At 40.8% G+C, this 17,548-nt stretch carries 12 protein-coding genes; 7 read left to right on the top strand and 5 right to left on the bottom strand.

The window, feature by feature from the left end; all coding sequences use genetic code 11:
* Positions 1–94: 94 nt before the first annotated feature.
* Positions 95–1,342, bottom strand: a complete 1,248-nt coding sequence (gene hutI / locus GQR47_RS08395) for an imidazolonepropionase (protein WP_165723715.1) — start codon at positions 1,340–1,342, stop codon at positions 95–97.
* Positions 1,343–1,461: 119 nt separating this feature from the next.
* Between hutI and hutC the strand changes: the two genes are divergently transcribed.
* The 3 genes from hutC (at position 1,462) to hutH (ending at position 5,447) form a co-directional block, all read left to right on the top strand.
* Positions 1,462–2,169, top strand: coding sequence for a histidine utilization repressor (gene hutC / locus GQR47_RS08390; protein WP_002959947.1), 708 nt, complete (start codon positions 1,462–1,464; stop codon positions 2,167–2,169).
* Between the two features lie 66 nt (positions 2,170–2,235).
* Positions 2,236–3,909 (top strand): urocanate hydratase, encoded by a 1,674-nt coding sequence (hutU, locus tag GQR47_RS08385; RefSeq protein ID WP_165723714.1) that lies wholly within the window; start codon positions 2,236–2,238, stop codon positions 3,907–3,909.
* A 2-nt stretch (positions 3,910–3,911) separates the two neighbouring features.
* Positions 3,912–5,447, top strand: coding sequence for a histidine ammonia-lyase (gene hutH / locus GQR47_RS08380; protein ID WP_165723713.1), 1,536 nt, complete (start codon positions 3,912–3,914; stop codon positions 5,445–5,447).
* On the opposite strand, the gene GQR47_RS08375 is transcribed toward hutH, so the two are convergent.
* Positions 5,444–6,214, bottom strand: a complete 771-nt coding sequence (locus GQR47_RS08375) for an NADP-binding protein (protein WP_165723712.1) — start codon at positions 6,212–6,214, stop codon at positions 5,444–5,446. The genes hutH and GQR47_RS08375 overlap by 4 nt on opposite strands.
* A gap of 116 nt (positions 6,215–6,330) precedes the next feature.
* On the opposite strand from GQR47_RS08375, the gene GQR47_RS08370 reads away from it, so the two are divergent.
* The 4 genes from GQR47_RS08370 (at position 6,331) to GQR47_RS08355 (ending at position 13,036) form a co-directional block, all read left to right on the top strand.
* Positions 6,331–8,358, top strand: coding sequence for a methyl-accepting chemotaxis protein (locus GQR47_RS08370; RefSeq protein WP_165723711.1), 2,028 nt, complete (start codon positions 6,331–6,333; stop codon positions 8,356–8,358).
* Positions 8,359–8,731: 373 nt separating this feature from the next.
* A complete protein-coding gene (gene secA, locus GQR47_RS08365; RefSeq protein WP_165723710.1) occupies positions 8,732–11,446 on the top strand; it encodes a preprotein translocase subunit SecA in 2,715 nt (904 codons plus the stop codon).
* A gap of 67 nt (positions 11,447–11,513) precedes the next feature.
* On the top strand, positions 11,514–11,912 hold the full coding sequence (gene mutT, locus GQR47_RS08360; RefSeq protein ID WP_024600414.1) for an 8-oxo-dGTP diphosphatase MutT: 399 nt from the start codon (positions 11,514–11,516) through the stop codon (positions 11,910–11,912).
* Positions 11,913–11,935: 23 nt separating this feature from the next.
* Positions 11,936–13,036 carry a phosphotransferase gene (locus GQR47_RS08355; protein WP_024605295.1) on the top strand — a complete coding sequence of 367 codons (1,101 nt, stop codon included), beginning with the start codon at positions 11,936–11,938 and terminating at the stop codon, positions 13,034–13,036.
* Between the two features lie 36 nt (positions 13,037–13,072).
* On the opposite strand, the gene GQR47_RS08350 is transcribed toward GQR47_RS08355, so the two are convergent.
* The 3 genes from GQR47_RS08350 to pmbA form a co-directional block, all read right to left on the bottom strand.
* Complete coding sequence (locus GQR47_RS08350; protein ID WP_165723709.1) at positions 13,073–15,148, bottom strand: M13 family metallopeptidase; 2,076 nt, start codon at positions 15,146–15,148, stop codon at positions 13,073–13,075.
* A 422-nt stretch (positions 15,149–15,570) separates the two neighbouring features.
* Positions 15,571–16,050: a DUF721 domain-containing protein gene (locus tag GQR47_RS08345; RefSeq protein WP_002959934.1), complete on the bottom strand. Its 480-nt coding sequence runs from the start codon at positions 16,048–16,050 to the stop codon at positions 15,571–15,573.
* Positions 16,051–16,122: 72 nt separating this feature from the next.
* Positions 16,123–17,472 (bottom strand): metalloprotease PmbA, encoded by a 1,350-nt coding sequence (pmbA, locus tag GQR47_RS08340; protein WP_165723708.1) that lies wholly within the window; start codon positions 17,470–17,472, stop codon positions 16,123–16,125.
* Positions 17,473–17,548: the final 76 nt, after the last annotated feature.

Here is a 17,548-nt window from a genome sequence, read left to right as displayed (position 1 = left end):
GGAAATTACTGTCGGTTAGTATGTTCAAATTAACGGCATCCGTATTCGCTAAAAAAGTTTAAACCAAGTTATATGTGGGTAAAAATAATACAAACTAATTAATTCTACCCAAAATCCATAAATTTAACAGTTTATTTACGCCAAATTGGTAACTTAATTGTGATGGATGACTTATTTGCCAATGCGCAATATCAGCTCTTGCGCCAACCTTTAAAATACCACGGTCGTCTAACCCTAGTGCTTTAGCTGCATTTCGAGTAACACCAGCTAATGCTTGCTCAGGTGTTAATCTAAACAATGTGCATGCCATGTTCATCATCAAGTGCACTGAGCATAGCGGTGAAGTACCTGGGTTAAAATCACTCGCAATAGCTATCGGTACTTTATATTGATTAAGTATTTCAATAGGTGGGAATTTAGTTTCTCTTAAAAAATAAAATGCACCTGGCAATAACACCGCTACCGTCCCAGCGTCTGCCATGGCTTTTACACCCTCTTCATCTAGATGCTCAATATGATCCGCCGAAAGGCCATTAAACTGCGCCACCAGCTTAGCACCCTGTTGATTAGATAGCTGCTCAGCATGGCATTTTACTGGGAGGTTATGCTTTTTAGCCGCCTGGAAAACACGTTTGGTTTGCGAATAACTAAACCCAACATTTTCACAAAATACATCGACTGCATCAGCAAGATTATTAGCCACTACCTGATCAAGCATGTCAGTACACACTAAATCAATATATTCATCAGCACGGCCTTTGTATTCAGCCGGTAGAGCATGCGCCCCTAAAAAAGTAGTTTTAATATCAATAGGGTGATGTTGACCTAATAAACGAGCGACTTCTAATATTTTTATCTCGTTTTCAGTATCTAGCCCATAGCCAGACTTTATTTCAACGGTGGTTACACCTTCTTTTAATAACGTATTTAAGCGATCTTTTGCATCAACAAACAATTGTTCACGGTCGGCTGCTCTTGTGGCTTTAACCGTGCTTGCTATGCCACCGCCTTGTGCTGCGATTTGCTCATAGCTTACGCCTTGCAAACGCTGTTCAAACTCTTGCGATCTTGAACCTGCAAATACTAAGTGAGTATGGCAATCTACTAAGCCCGGCGTTAACCACTGTCCTTTTACACTCAATGTCGGCGTTGCAAACACATCAAAACTAGGCAATGTTGATTGCTCTCCAATCCACGCAATTTTACCATTTTTAATGGCTATAGCAGCATTTTCGATTGCGCCATAAGGGGCATTTATATTGCTATCCATAGTGGCAATATTGGCATCAGTTAAAAGTAAGTCGATTTCTTCTAACTCATAATTTTGTGTTGTGCTTTGCATTTTTTAGCCCTTTTTACGCCCAGAGTGATGAAAATATAGTCTAACAACCCATCTTGTATATACAAGGTAATTGTGTCATCTTATTTATATAGTTTATTTTTAATGTAACCATAAATTTAATGACGACACCTAAATTTGCGCAAATAAAACAATTCATTGTTGATAAAATACGCAGCGGTACGTGGCAAGAAAACCAACGTGTTCCCTCTGAAAACGAACTAAGTAGTCAATTTAGTGTAAGCAGGATGACAGCCCGCAGAGCACTAAGCGAATTAACCGAGGCAGGCATTTTAACCCGCAGCCAAGGGTTAGGTACATTTGTAGCTACATTTAAATCGCAGTCATCGTTACTTGAAATAAAAAATATTGCTGATGAAGTAAAAGAGCGTAACGGCAACTACACCTGTAGCGTACTCATACTCGAATCAATAAATGCAGTCGCACCTATTGCCATTGCACTTGGTGTTGAGGTTGACAGTGTTGTATATCGAAGTGTACTTGTGCATAACGAAAACGACAGCCCTTTGCAGCTAGAAGAGCGTTTTGTAAACCCTGCCCTTGCGACTGGCTACTTACAACAAGACTTTAGCATGCTTACACCTCATGAATATCTATCTAGTGTTGCCCCACTTACCCAAGCAAGGCATACAGTAGAGGCCATTATGCCAAACAGCGAAATGTGCCAATGGTTAAATTTATATAATGAAGAGCCATGCTTACAAGTAATCCGACGCACCTGGTCTGTTAAAGGCATTGTAAGCTTTGCGCGCCTTGTATCACCAGGCAGTAAATATCGCTTAGGTGGCCACTTAACATTTAAAAAATAACAAACAATAGCGCTTACTGCGCTTTTTTTATAACAAATCATCTTGTATATACAACAGGAGCAAAACATGAACAACCGACTCGACACAAGTCGCGTAATACGTGCACCTCATGGAGATAAAATAAGTGCTAAAAGCTGGCAAACAGAAGCTGCTAAGCGCATGCTAATGAATAATTTAGACCCTGAAGTTGCAGAGCATCCTCATGCACTTGTTGTATATGGTGGTATTGGCCGAGCAGCTCGTGATTGGCCAAGTTATGACAAAATTATAGAAACCCTCGATAGGCTCGAAAGCGACGAAACCCTGCTTGTACAATCAGGAAAACCCGTTGGTGTATTTAAAACCCACAGTAATGCTCCTCGCGTGCTTATTGCTAACTCAAATCTTGTTCCACACTGGGCAAATTGGGAGCACTTTAACGAGCTCGATAAAAAAGGCTTGATGATGTACGGGCAAATGACGGCGGGTTCTTGGATCTATATTGGCTCGCAAGGCATAGTACAAGGAACTTACGAAACCTTTGTAGCTATGGCAAAGCAACATTTTGCAGGTAGCGCTAGTGGTAAATGGGTATTAACAGGTGGTCTTGGTGGTATGGGCGGTGCGCAACCACTTGCAGCTACAATGGCTGGGTTTAGTGCACTGGTTGTTGAATGTGATGAAAGCCGTATCGATTTTCGTATAAAAACAGGCTACGTTGATGTAAAAGCAACGAACCTTGAACACGCACTGCAATTAATAACCGACGCGTGCATAAAAGGTGAAGCCCTATCAGTTGGCCTACTTGGTAACGCTGCCGATGTATTTAGTACACTGGTTAAAACAGGTATTACACCTGATGTAGTTACAGACCAAACATCAGCTCACGATCCATTAAATGGTTACTTACCACAAAACTGGACAATGGAGCACGCAGCAAAAATGCGTGAGCAAGATCCAAAAGCGGTAGTAAAAGCGGCTAAACAATCAATGGCAGTCCAAGTTAGAGCCATGCTGGCGCTGCAAAAAGCGGGTGCCGCCACTACTGATTACGGAAATAATATTCGTCAAATGGCGTTTGATGAAGGTGTTACCAACGCGTTTGATTTTCCTGGATTTGTGCCTGCATATATTCGCCCTTTATTTTGTGAAGGGATTGGACCATTTAGATGGGTAGCATTATCAGGCGACCCTGAAGATATATATAAAACCGACGCTAAAGTAAAAGAGCTTATTCCTGATGATGCACATTTACATAACTGGCTTGATATGGCGCGGGAACGCATACAATTCCAAGGTTTACCTGCACGCATTTGCTGGGTTGGCCTAAAAGATAGAGCACGCCTTGCACTGGCCTTTAATGAAATGGTTAAAAATGGCGAACTTAAAGCCCCTATCGTTATTGGTCGCGATCACCTCGACTCTGGCTCAGTTGCCAGCCCTAACCGCGAAACAGAGAGCATGAAAGATGGCTCAGATGCAGTATCAGATTGGCCATTACTCAACGCACTGCTTAATACCGCAAGTGGCGCTACTTGGGTGTCGCTTCATCATGGTGGCGGTGTAGGAATGGGATTTAGTCAGCACTCTGGTGTAGTTATTGTTGCCGATGGTACTGATGAAGCTAAAGAGCGTATTGCTCGCGTACTGTGGAACGACCCTGCAACAGGTGTAATGCGCCATGCTGATGCCGGATACGGCATAGCAAAAAACTGCGCTAAAGAACAAAATTTAGACCTACCTATGTTAAACGAGGAATGATCATGTTCGAACTTACTCTCACACCCGGATCACTTGATTTAAACACACTAAGAAAAATTAATAATTCACCGGTAAAGCTGAGCCTTGCAAAGCATGCCGAGTCGCAAATAGCAGCCAGCGCGCAAACCGTTCAAAATGTTATTAATGAACACCGCACTGTATATGGAATTAACACCGGCTTTGGATTATTAGCCAATACTAAAATTGCCGACGACCAACTTGAATTATTACAGCGCTCCATTGTGCTTTCACACGCTGCGGGTATTGGCGAATACATGGATGACAGCACAGTAAGGTTAATGATCACCTTAAAAGTAAACTCGCTTTCACGTGGCTATTCGGGCATTCGCCTGCAAGTTATCCAATTTTTTATGCAGCTGCTTAGTAGCGAAGTATATCCATGCGTGCCTAAAAAAGGCTCCGTGGGGGCATCGGGAGATTTAGCCCCTCTTGCGCATATGTGTCTACCTTTATTAGCTGAAGGTCAAATGCGACATAAAGGAGAAATAATTAGCGCAGCACAAGGGTTAAAAATAGCGGGACTTGAACCCCTTACCCTTGCAGCCAAAGAAGGCTTAGCATTATTAAATGGCACACAAGCGTCGACTGCGTTTGCACTACAAGGCCTATTTAGAAGCGAGAACCTATATGCACAAAGCTGCGTTATCGGCTCGATAAGTATAGAAGCCGCAATGGGCAGTCGCGCGCCATTTGATGCACGTATTCATGAAATTCGCGGACAGCGCGGACAAATAGACACCGCTCAAGTATTTAGAGAGCTACTCGATACGCACTCTCAGATTAGTAACTCCCACATCAATTGTGAAAAAGTACAAGATCCATACTGCCTTCGCTGCCAGCCTCAAGTGCTAGGTGCTTGCCTAACTCAGATACGCCAAGCTGCAGAAGTGTTACTATGCGAGTCAAACGGTGTAACCGACAATCCCCTAGTTTTTGCCGATGTAGGCGACATTATATCGGGAGGAAACTTTCATGCAGAGCCCGTTGCAATGGCCGCTGACAACTTAGCAATCGCAATTGCAGAAATTGGCGCATTAGCAGAAAGGCGAATTGCATTACTTATCGATTCAAACCTATCCAAATTACCGCCATTTTTAGTTGAAAACGGCGGGGTAAATTCTGGATTTATGATTGCCCAAGTTACCGCAGCAGCGCTTGCATCAGAAAACAAATCATTAGCGCATCCGGCTTCGGTTGATAGCTTGCCTACATCTGCAAATCAAGAAGATCATGTTTCTATGGCAACCTTTGCAGCAAGGCGCTTAGATGAAATGGCCAATAATACCCAAGGTGTTTTGGCAATAGAATGGTTAGCATCGGTTCAAGGGCTAGAATTTAGAAAGCCGCTTGAACCATCAGATAAAGTGCAAAACGCTAAAGCATTGTTACGCGAGCATGTAAGTTATTATGATAAAGACCGCTACTTTGCTCCCGATATCGAAGCTGCTAATACATTACTAAGTGAAGGTAAGCTATGCGACTTTATAGAGAGCAGTCCCCTGCCTTCAGCATATTAAATACCGTGCTGATAGCTAAACCCTAAGGCTTCAATGGCTGAGCCTAATATTTTTCGCTCAGCCGAATCAGTTCCTGTAAACGTTGGCATTTCACCACCATGTTGCTGACACTTCATAGCGTAGTATTCAGCTTTTGTGGGGTGCGCAGGATTAACCACATTATAAATATTTTGCCCTACTTGCCAGTGCTCTATCACCGCAAAAATAGCATTAATTACATCTTGTTGATGCACCATATTTACCACTTGCTCACTTGATGTATTGAGCTCTTTACCTGCCACAAAACGCCCCGGTTCTCTATTAGGCCCTAGTAAGCCAGCTAAACGAAGTATTTTGCCATCTTGTTCAAGCACTTGCTCTTCAGCTTCGTAAAGCTTTATTTGGCGCTCGTTTGTGCATGAAATATCGCTACTTTCACTATATACACCAGGCTCTTGATCGTACACCCCGGTTGATGAGCACAATAAAAAGCCTTTTGCGTTTAGCTCCTTTGAAAGCTTAAGCGCTGCGGTGAGTGTTTCAGGATAATTACTTTCACTGTGCCTGCTACGTGGTGGAATAGCACATACCCAATAAGCACCTTGTAAATCAACTTGATGCCTTAATTGTCCATCTTCAAGTGTAAACTGACGCTCAAAGTCAAACTCGTGTATATCTGTTCTATGCGTTCCTTGTACTTGCCAGTCAGCTTTTTGTGCACTTACGCATAAAACATGTCCTAACCAGCCTGCACCTAATACTACTAATTTATTACTTTTCTTTGTCATTTTTGTATAAGCCTTTATTTTAAACGCATAATTAGTTCTTTCTATCTAACTTTATAGAGATTTTAAGTAAGATATGATTAGATATAATTTCATAAATAATAAAAATATGTGTACTCATGCTAAATAATTTATCATTACGGAAGAAAATATTATTATTGATTGGTGGAACAATTACCGTTTTACTAATTATCGCCTCAACATTTTTTGTTAAACACATTGCCAATCTCTCTAGAGAAAACATAGAAAACGAAGCACAAAGTTATCTACAGACCGAGCAACTTTCAATGCAAAGTTACTTCGCGATGTACGGTAAAATGGTATCAACCTTTGTTAATAACCCACATTTAATCAACTTTTTTGAAAATTGGGATACACGCGATCAAGCACTTGAAAGCGCGCCAGGTTACAACGAAGTAAACCAAGACTTTGTGCGTTTAAGCTCAAACGACGAAAATATTTTATCGGCCTTTTTTGCCTCAGCAACCACCGGTGAATACTTTAAAGAAAATGAACGTACAAGTCACTACAACGGCCAGCCTTATTACGCCTACAAGCGTAGTTGGTGGCAAGAAGCCATGCAAGTTAATAAGCTTTACGTAGGTCCAATCTCTGTTGATTTAACCACAGGCGTAGCATCCGCAGTTGTACAACAACCTGTTTATAACGCCCAGCGTAAACTCATTGGTATGGGTGGTGTTGATTTACAATTAAACAAAATTAACGACATGGTCGAAAATATTCGTTTTAATGGCCAAGGTTATGGTTTTTTACTAGATGGTAATCAAAAAGTGGTACACTTTTCAGAAGCCACTGGCCATAAGCTTTCAATTACAGATGAAGGTGCAAACGGTAAAGAAGGGCTCGATGCGCTTGAACAACAATTTACAGATACCGCAGGCTTTAAAGAGTTAAACACACAAATGCGAAATAACCTTAAAGGCAGCCGAATGGTTACTTTTAAAGGCGAGCAGTTTTATGTAGTTTACCATCGTCTGCAGTTAGAGCAGCCTTATATAAATTGGTATGTTGGCCTACTTATTCCAACTAGTATGATTGAAGCGCCCGTAAATGCCGCAGTAACCGCAACAACAACGGCGGTAATTATTATCTTAATTATTATATTAGCCATGATTTTGTGGGCTACCCAGATGATTTCAAAGCCAATCATAACGCTTACACACATTATGCGTGATATAGCATCGGGCGAAGGCGATCTTACTCAAAAAATTGATATTGATAGCCAAGATGAAGTCGGCCAACTGGCCAATCACATGAATACGTTTATTGATAAGTTACGCGCCATGATGCTCGAAACCGCAGCCCAAGCAGAGCAACTAAGCAACGCAGCAGCTCAATTAAGAAGCGTTTCTGAGCAAACTAATTCTGAAATTCAGCAAGAAAAGCAGCAAGTTGATAGTGTAAGTGCCGCAGTGACTGAAATGGCGACTACCGTGCTTGAAATATCACGTAATGCACAACATACAAATAACGCAGCTGAAGAAGTACAAGCAATCACTGCAGAAGGTGCTAGCCGCTCTACGCAAGCACAAAAAGTAATGACTGAACTTGCGCTACATATTGGTGAAGCATCCAAAGTAGTTGCGGGTCTTGAACAGGAAAGTAATAACATTGGGGCATTAGTCGATGTAATTAACTCAATTGCCGATCAAACCAATTTACTTGCACTTAATGCCGCTATTGAAGCAGCACGAGCTGGCGAACACGGTCGAGGCTTTGCCGTGGTTGCTGATGAAGTACGCTCGCTAGCAAGTCGCACACAAGAATCAACCGACGATATTCGCAACATGATTTCGCGCTTGCAGCAAATAGCACAGCAAGCCTCGGTTATGATGCAACAAGGGCAAGACCAAACCGAGGGTTCAGTGCTTCAAACTAAAGAAGTGCTTAGCTCTTTGCACAACATTGCGCAATCGGTTACTAAAGTACAAGACCAAAGTCATCAAATAGCCACCTCAACTGAGGAGCAAACAGTCGTTGCTGAGGATATTAATACGAGCCTTTCGGCAATTAATAACCTAGTGAACAGCACCGCTGACCATGCGCATACGCTCGCTGACGAAGCTCGCGATTTAAGTGATTTAGCGGCGGCGCTTAACAAAACGGTTAATCAATTTAAATTATAAAAAACACTCATTTTATAGCTGTGTTTAAGTGCAAAACTTAAGCACAACTATAACCCTTGTTTTTAATTTATTTAGCACCATATCTTTACAGTTCGCTGCTATTTTTACTGTAATTGAATAATACAAAGTTATTTTTACGAACCAGATCAAATTTTTCGATTTTATACACCGATCTTTTTATTGAGATAGTTTGTTGTTTGGCAGAGTCTGGTATAGTAGCGCACGTAATAAACAGTTCTTTTTGAACGGTTTAATACAAAATTGCTAATTAATATGTTCTAAGCGTTACTTAAAAGCACATATTAATTACCAATTGTTAAAAATGGGTTAGCCGATACTCGGCTGACAAAGAATACATTGTAACGGTTTTATCATGATATCTAATTTATTTACCAAGCTTTTTGGTAGTCGCAATGACCGCACTATTAAAAATTTAAGAAAGACGGTCGCACTAGTAAACGCACTAGAAACGCAGCTTGAAGCGTTTTCTGATGAAGATTTAAAAGCTAAAACAGCTGAGTTTAGAGAACGTTACGATAACGGACAAGGCCTTGACGACATTCTACCTGAAGCTTTTGCTGTGGTACGTGAAGCGTCAAAGCGTGTAAATGGCATGCGTCATTTCGACGTGCAGCTATTAGGTGGTATGGTTTTACATCAAGGTCGCATCGCAGAAATGCGTACCGGTGAAGGTAAAACACTAACAGCTACTCTACCCGCTTATTTAAACGGCTTAACAGGTAAAGGTGTTCACGTAATTACTGTGAATGACTACCTTGCTAAACGTGATGCTGAAACCAATCGTGCGTTATTTGAATTTTTAGGCCTTACTGTAGGCTGTAACGTACCGGGCATGATGCCGCAGCAGAAGAAGCTAGCTTATACTGCGGACATCACGTACGGTACAAATAACGAATTTGGTTTTGACTACCTTCGCGATAATATGGCTTTTAGCATTGATGAACGTGTTCAGCGTCCATTATTTTATGCTGTAGTCGATGAAGTGGATTCAATCTTAATTGATGAAGCACGTACGCCACTTATTATTTCAGGCCCGGCTGAGGACAGCTCTGAGCTATATACTGAAATAAACACCATCGTTCCTTTACTTGAGCTTCAAGAAAAAGAAGACGAAGAAGGTGTTGAAGGCGACGGCGATTACACAATCGATGAAAAGTCTAAGCAAGTTCATTTAACAGAACGCGGCCAAATTAAAGTAGAAGAACTACTTTCTGAGCGTGGCTTAATTGAAGAAGGCGATTCGCTTTATTCAGCAGCCAGTATTACGCTTTTAAGCCACGTTTATGCAGCACTTCGTGCTCATAAACTATACCAAAAAGATGTCGATTACGTTGTAAAAGAAAACGAAGTAATCATTATCGATGAGCACACGGGTCGTTCAATGGAAGGTCGTCGTTGGTCAGAAGGTTTACACCAAGCTGTTGAGGCTAAAGAAGGTGTGAAAATTCAAAACGAAAACCAAACATTAGCGTCTATTACGTTCCAAAACTACTTCCGTTTATACGAAACGTTAGCTGGTATGACAGGTACTGCCGATACTGAAGCTTTTGAGTTTCAATCTATCTACGGCCTAGATACGGTTGTTATGCCAACTAACAAGCCGATGGTTCGTGATGATCGCGCCGACTTAGTTTACCTAACGCAAGAAGAAAAATACGAAGCTATTTTAATTGATATTAAAGACTGTCAAGACCGCGGACAACCGGTACTTGTAGGTACTATTTCAATTGAAAGCTCTGAGTATTTATCGCAGTTTTTACGCAAAGAAAAAATTAAGCACAACGTACTTAATGCTAAGTTTCATGCGCAAGAAGCTGATATCGTTTCAGACGCTGGCCTACCAGGTACTGTAACAATTGCAACTAACATGGCCGGTCGTGGTACCGATATCGTGCTAGGTGGTAACTGGAACAGTGAAGTTGAAAAACTTGAAAACCCAACTGATGAACAAATAGCTGAAATTAAAGCGGCTTGGAAAATTCGCCACGATGCAGTAATTGATGCCGGCGGTTTACATATCATTGGCACTGAACGCCATGAATCTCGTCGTATAGATAACCAATTACGTGGTCGTTCTGGTCGTCAAGGTGACGCTGGTTCTAGCCGTTTTTACTTATCGATGGACGATGCATTAATGCGTATCTTCGCTGGTGAACGCATGACTAACATGATGCGTAAACTAGGTATGCAACGCGGTGAAGCAATTGAACATCCATGGGTAAACCGTGCGATTGAAAATGCACAGCGTAAAGTAGAAGCACGTAACTTTGATGTTCGTAAGCAATTGCTTGAGTACGATGATGTAGCAAACGATCAACGTCGTGTTGTTTACTCTCAACGCAACGAGCTACTTGAAGAAGGCGATATTTCAGAAACTATTACTGCAATCCGTGGTGATGTTCTTGCTAGTGTTATTGACCAGTACATTGCACCGCAAAGCCTTGCTGAAATGTGGGATATTCCTGGACTTGAAGAGCGTTTAAAACAAGACTTCTTAATTGAACTACCAATCACTCAGTGGTTAGCTGATGACAATAAGCTATACGAAGAAAAACTTCGTGAGCGTATCGAAGAAGCGGTTGAGCAGTCATACAAGCAAAAAGAAGAGCAAGTTGGCGATTCTGTTTTACGTCAATTCGAAAAAGCGATTATGCTACAAAGCCTTGATCAGCATTGGAAAGATCACCTTGCTGCAATGGATCACTTACGCCAAGGTATTCATTTACGTGGTTACGCGCAAAAGAATCCTAAGCAAGAGTACAAGCGTGAATCGTTTGAGTTGTTTTCTGAAATGCTTGAAAACTTGAAAGTAGATGTTGTAAGCATCCTAAGTAAAGTACAAGTACGCGCAGAAGAAGATGTTGAAAAAGTAGAAGAGCAACACCGTAAAAGTGAAAATGCTCCTCGCGAATACCAACATGAAGAAGCTGAGCAAGTAGGTGGCGAAGCGCCAGCACCAGAAACAGCGACTGTAATGGCTCGTACAGAACCAAAAGTAGGTCGTAATGACCCTTGTCCTTGTAAATCAGGCCAAAAATTCAAACAATGTTGCGGTAAATTAAAATAGCCCAATATTGTTATTAGCTTATTAAAAAGCGGCGCTAGCGTCGCTTTTTTTATGGAGTTTTAAAGTAATGACTATAGAAATTGTACATGTAGCTGTTGGTGTTATTAAGAAGAATAACGCTATATTCATTTGTAAACGCGCAGATGAACAACATCAAGGCGGTTTATGGGAATTTCCTGGTGGCAAAGTAGAAGCAGGTGAAAGTGTTTTTGTTGCACTTAAACGCGAGCTTATTGAAGAAGTTGGATTAACAATTCACAGCTCTAGTCAACTTATGGTGATTGAACATGACTACGGCGATAAGTGCGTTAAATTAGATGTACACGTAGTGAGTAACTTTAGCGGTGAAGCACATGGCGCTGAAGGACAACCTAGTGAATGGGTAGCAATTAGTGAATTAGAAAATTATGATTTCCCTGAAGCTAATGCTGAAATTATCCAGAAAATAGTAGCCCGATACGCATAACAAACTAGGTACAAGTGAGCGCAATGAACATCTCAATACAAAATAAGCTAAGCGAACAATTAGCATTAAATCCTGAGTTAACTCAAGTTAGTGTGATTGGTAGCGGCCATATAAATAGTACATGGCTACTTAGATGTATTGATAAACAGTTTATTGTGCAAAAACTTAATACTGAGGTATTTAAATACCCTGCTCAGTTAGTAAGTAATGCAAAACTAATTGAGCAGCATTTAAATACCAAACAACTACAAAGCAACTACCCCCTTGAAACAGTTAAGCATATAGCTACGCAGAACAATGAATACTTAATAGAAATAGATAACGAACACTATCGTGTACTTAATTACATTAGTGACAGCTACAGCGAAGACGTTGTTAAAAACACGCAACAGAGCGAGCAAGCGGCTTACGCTTTTGGTGTATTTACGCATGCCTTGCAAGACTTTGATGCACAACAACTACATACTGTAATTCCTGATTTTCATAACTTAGCGATGCGCTTTGAGCAATTAAATACCGCAATCACAAATAACTCTGTAAATAGAGTAAAGCACTGCGCTGACGAAATAGAATATTGCTTATCGCAGCAGCATTTAATTACTGAGCTTAGTAGTATAGCTAAGCAGATACCACTAAGAGTGTGTCATAACGATACAAAAATAAATAATATGCTGTTTTGTAGTGCAACTCACAAAGCAAAAGCAGTGATTGATTTAGATACCTGCATGGCGGGATTTCGGCTTTATGATTTTGGTGACATGGTACGCACTTTCTGCTCCCCCGAAGCCGAGGATTCAACAAACTTACGCAACGTTGTTATTCGAAAAGATATATTTTCAGCCATTGTTAAAGGCTATGTAACGCCATTAAAAAGTAGCATGAGTAAACAAGAACAAGAAAGCCTGCTGCTAGGCGCTAAAATAATGCCGCTCATGTTAAGTGTGCGCTTTTTAACTGATTACTTAAATAACGATGTGTACTTTAAAGTGGCTCATGCAGAGCACAATTTAGAGCGCGTACAAAACCAACTCGCGCTTTATAAAAACATACTGAGTAACGAAGAATGGATGCACGCATGCTTAGTCGATGAACAAATTCAAGATACAAAAAAACCAGTAAGCTAAAAACTTACTGGTTTTTATTATTTACATACAATGTAATTACCAGATTTTTACGCGGTCTTCTGGTTTGATATACATTTTATCACCTTCTTTTACGTCAAACGCTTCGTAAAACTCAGGCATATTCGACAGGATACCGATTACACGGTAGTGACTTGGTGAATGAGGGTCTGTTAATAAACGATTACGTAACTCTTCATCGCGATAGTTACGACGCCAAATTTGTGACCAACCCATAAAGAAACGTTGATCGCCTGTGTAACCATCAACCACAGGTGCTTTTTTATCACCTAAAGATAGCATATACGCTTTATGCGCAACCGTTAAGCCACCTAAGTCACCAATGTTTTCGCCAAGCGTTAGCTCGCCATTAACACTTGCATCTTCAAATGGTTTATATTCGTTATACTGTGCAACTAAAGCCGCTGTACGCTCTTCAAATTGCTTAAGGTCAGTCTCACTCCACCAGTTACGTAAGTTACCGTCACCGTCATATTTAGCACCTTGGTCGTCAAAACCATGACCAAGCTCATGCCCAATTACTGCGCCAATTGCGCCGTAGTTTACAGCATCATCCGCTTCTAAATTAAAGAATGGCGGTTGTAAAATAGCAGCAGGGAATACAATTTCATTGTTTACTGGGTTGTAATACGCATTTACTGTTTGCGGAGTCATGTGCCACTCAGAGCGATCAACTGGTTTACCCAATTTAGCAATCATGTCTGCGTATGCCCATTCGCTATAACGAATGTAATTGCCTACTAGCTCGTCTGAGTTAATCTCTAGCTCAGAGTAATCTTTCCACGTATCTGGGTAACCAATTTTAGGCGTAAATTTGTCTAGTTTTTCTTTCGCTGCAAGCTTTGTTTCAGGGCTCATCCACTCAAGATTTTCGATAGCAACGCCATAACCTTTAATTACGTTATCAACTAACTCTTCCATGCGTGCTTTAGCTTCTGGCGGGAAGTTATCTTTAACGTATACCTTACCTAAAATTTCACCAAGTACACTGTTAGATGCATCAACCGCTTGCTTCCAAAGAGGTGCTTGTTCTTCTACGCCACGAAGTGTTGTGCTGTAAAAGTCAAAGTTAAGGTTAACTAAATCTTCACTAAGTAGCTCTGCATAACCACTTACAAAATGAAATTTTAAGTAGTTTTTCCACGTCGCTAAATCAGTGTCTTTGTAAATAGTAGCTAGTGCTTCTAAGTAGCTTGGTTGACGTACAATAATGTCACTTGCACTCACACCTGCATCTTTAAAGAATGCAGCTAAATCAAGGTCGCCCATCAACTTGCTTGCGTCTGCTACTGTCATCTTGTTATAAGATTTAGTTGCGTCACGGCTTTGCACGCGGCTCCACTGTGCATCAGCTAGTGTTTTTTCAAATGCAAGTACGCTCTTAGCAGCTTCTGCTGCATTCTTAACGCCTGACTTAGCTAAAACATCTGTGATGTATTGCTCGTAAGAAGCGCGAATTTTAGTGGATTTTTCGTCATCGTTTGAGTAATAATCACGATCTGGTAAACCAAGACCCGACTGAGATAAATACAATGCATACTCGCTTGAATTTTTAGCATCGTTATTTACAAACCAACCAAACGGTAAAGTACCACCTTGTTTTTGAATTTTAGCCATTAAACCCACTAAATCAGCTTTAGATTTAACGCTATCAATTGTATCTAATGACGGTTGTAATGGCGTAATACCTAGCTCATTACGCGCATCTTTATTCATATAGCTTTTATAAAATGCACCAATTTTGTACTCATCACTGCCTTTTTTAGCGGCTTTGTTTGCGGCTGCACTTTCAAGGGCTATTTTCATCGCTTTTTGCGACTCATCATATAACTGCGAAAAAGAACCGTAGTTAGACTTATCACCTGGTATTTCAGTTTTTGCTAACCACTGTCCATTTACATGATAATAAAAATCGTCTTGTGCGCGTACTGAACTATCCATATTCGCTAGTTCAATACCAAGCTCTAGTGGCTTTTCAGCGGGTGCTGTTACTACAGGAGTATCGGTTACTTTAGCTTCTTGTTGTTTTTCACCACAACCTACTAGACCAAGTGCAAGCGCTATGCTCGCAGCGGCCATTGTTACTTTATTCATAATGATTCCGTTTGTTAGTTAGAATTAAATCATACCAATCTGCTTATGTATGGGGTCTAATTAACGTTAAGAAAATTACGCTAGAACTAGGCAAAAGTTTTTGTATCTAGTTGTTCTAAATAAAAAATTTTTAACGACGTTATAGTGCAATTTAATTCGTTAAATTGATCAAAGATTTATGCAGGTTGGTATCACATACCAACTCCATTAAATTCTTGAATATAGCAGGAGTAAAAATAGCACTGCCTGTACGCTTTTACTTAATGGAATGGGTATCAAGGGAGCTTTAAATAATAAAGCACACCACGCAGTATCATAAACCTCATTAGACCAACAATAAAATGGAATATGTAACAAAGTATTTTGAATGCGGTGAGCTGCAAAAATAGCCCTACCAATAACAATATAGTGGGTGGCTAAGGCTAACTTTTATTCTTCCCGTGGAGCGCTAAACGCTCTAGTTTTTCTTTTAATGAAGGGGGGGCAGAAGCCGCTATCGCATTTAAGTAATTAGCGGTTTGCTCACTCATTTTCCGAGAGTTGGTAACTGTAGGGCTGCCCGATTTATTCGCGGTACTTAATCGCTGAGTTGCTTGAGGATTTGCAGTTATTTTTATTTGTCCAAGCTCTGCCATTCCAGCAGCTCTAAAGTGTGAAAGCATATCCATTTTTAAATAATTAAGCCTAAGCGCGATAGGCGCAGATACCGCCTCTATCATTAGCGTGCCGTCTCGGTAATTACTAACTCGGCATTTATCACCCAATTTAGGGCCTAAAAAATCTTTTAATAAGGTTTGCTGTGTATCAAGTGCTTGGCTTTTGCCTGCATAAGCCGATAAACGATTATTTAACCCCGCCATAATATCGGTTAGCGGTTTTGGTGCATATCTATCTTTAGCCATTTTACACCTCGTAAAAACTCACTTAGACCCAGAGATAATACTCTGGGTCTAAGTATACACTGCATATTAATACTACGCGCCGGCTATTTGCATTTGCTCTATTAGTACTGAGCCAGTTTGAATACCACCACGGCGTTCTATATCACCACCAATGGCGGAAATACCTTTAAACATGTCTTTTAAATTACCAGCAATAGTAATTTCACTTACCGGATATTGAATTTCACCATTCTCAACCCAAAAACCTGCAGCACCACGAGAGTAGTCACCCGTTACGGTATTTACACCCTGCCCCATTAGCTCTGTAACTAATAAGCCAGTACCCATGGTTTTTAATAGTGCAGTTAAATCGTTATGAGTTTGCTCAACGAGCCAGTTATGTATACCGCCAGCATGTCCTGTTGGCATCATGTTCATTTTACGCGCAGCATAACTTGCTAATAAATAAGTTTGTAACTCGCCGCCTTGAATTATTTCTCTATCGAATGTTTTAACACCTTCGCTATCAAACGGTGACGATGCCAACCCTTTTAAAATATGTGGGCGCTCAGCAATATTCACACAATTACTAAATACCTGAGTGCCTAAGCTATCAAGTAAAAAACTTGATTTACGATAAAGCGCGCCACCACCAATTGCCGACACCAAGTGACCAAACAATGAATTTGCAATATCTGCTCTAAAAATAACAGGCACTTTCATTGTGCCTAACTTTTGGCTGTTTAATTTAGCTAAGGTTTCAGCTGCCGCTTCAAGACCCACTGCCGCAGCATCATTTAAACCAGCCTGATCGCGAGCAACTGTATAAGCAGAGTCGCGCTGCATGTGTTCGCCATCTTTACCTATTACCATAGTACTAATACTATGACGAGTGCGCGGAAAACCTGCAATTAAACCGTGGCTGTTACCATAAACACGTAATCCCTGATGCGATGAAAAACTCGCACCATCAGAGTTAACAATACGCTCGTCCGCATTTAATGCAGCTTGCTCAGCAGCATGACAAAGCTCAATGCCTTCCTCAGGACTTACATCCCAAGGATGATATAAATCTAAATCTTTAGGATTAAATTCAAGTAACTCTTTATCAGCAACGCCGTTAAATGGATCATCAGATGTAAATTTGGCTATATCAATCGCTTTTTCGACTACCGTGCGCAATGTTTTTGGATTTAAATCAGCCGTTGACGCCGAGCCTTTATTATTACCAACATATACACTAATGCCTAAGCCGCCGTCTTGGTTGAACTCAATGGTTTCTACTTCACCCATTCGTGTACTAACCGATAAACCAGACGTGCTAGACATCGCAGCTTCTGCAGCTGTAGCGCCTAATTTTTTAGCATGTTCGAGTACTTCTGCTACCGCATCTTTAACTTGCGATATTTGAGAATAAATTGGATCGTTTTGTTGGCTTTTCATAAATTAAGTCCTGAGCCTTAGAGGCATAATGCACGCATTTCTTATATTTAAATGCTAACACACTCAATGCATCACA

This window comes from Pseudoalteromonas sp. Z1A2 (assembly GCF_011378755.1).
GTDB lineage: Bacteria > Pseudomonadota > Gammaproteobacteria > Enterobacterales > Alteromonadaceae > Pseudoalteromonas > Pseudoalteromonas distincta.
This window is presented reverse-complemented; position numbering and strand designations above follow the sequence as displayed.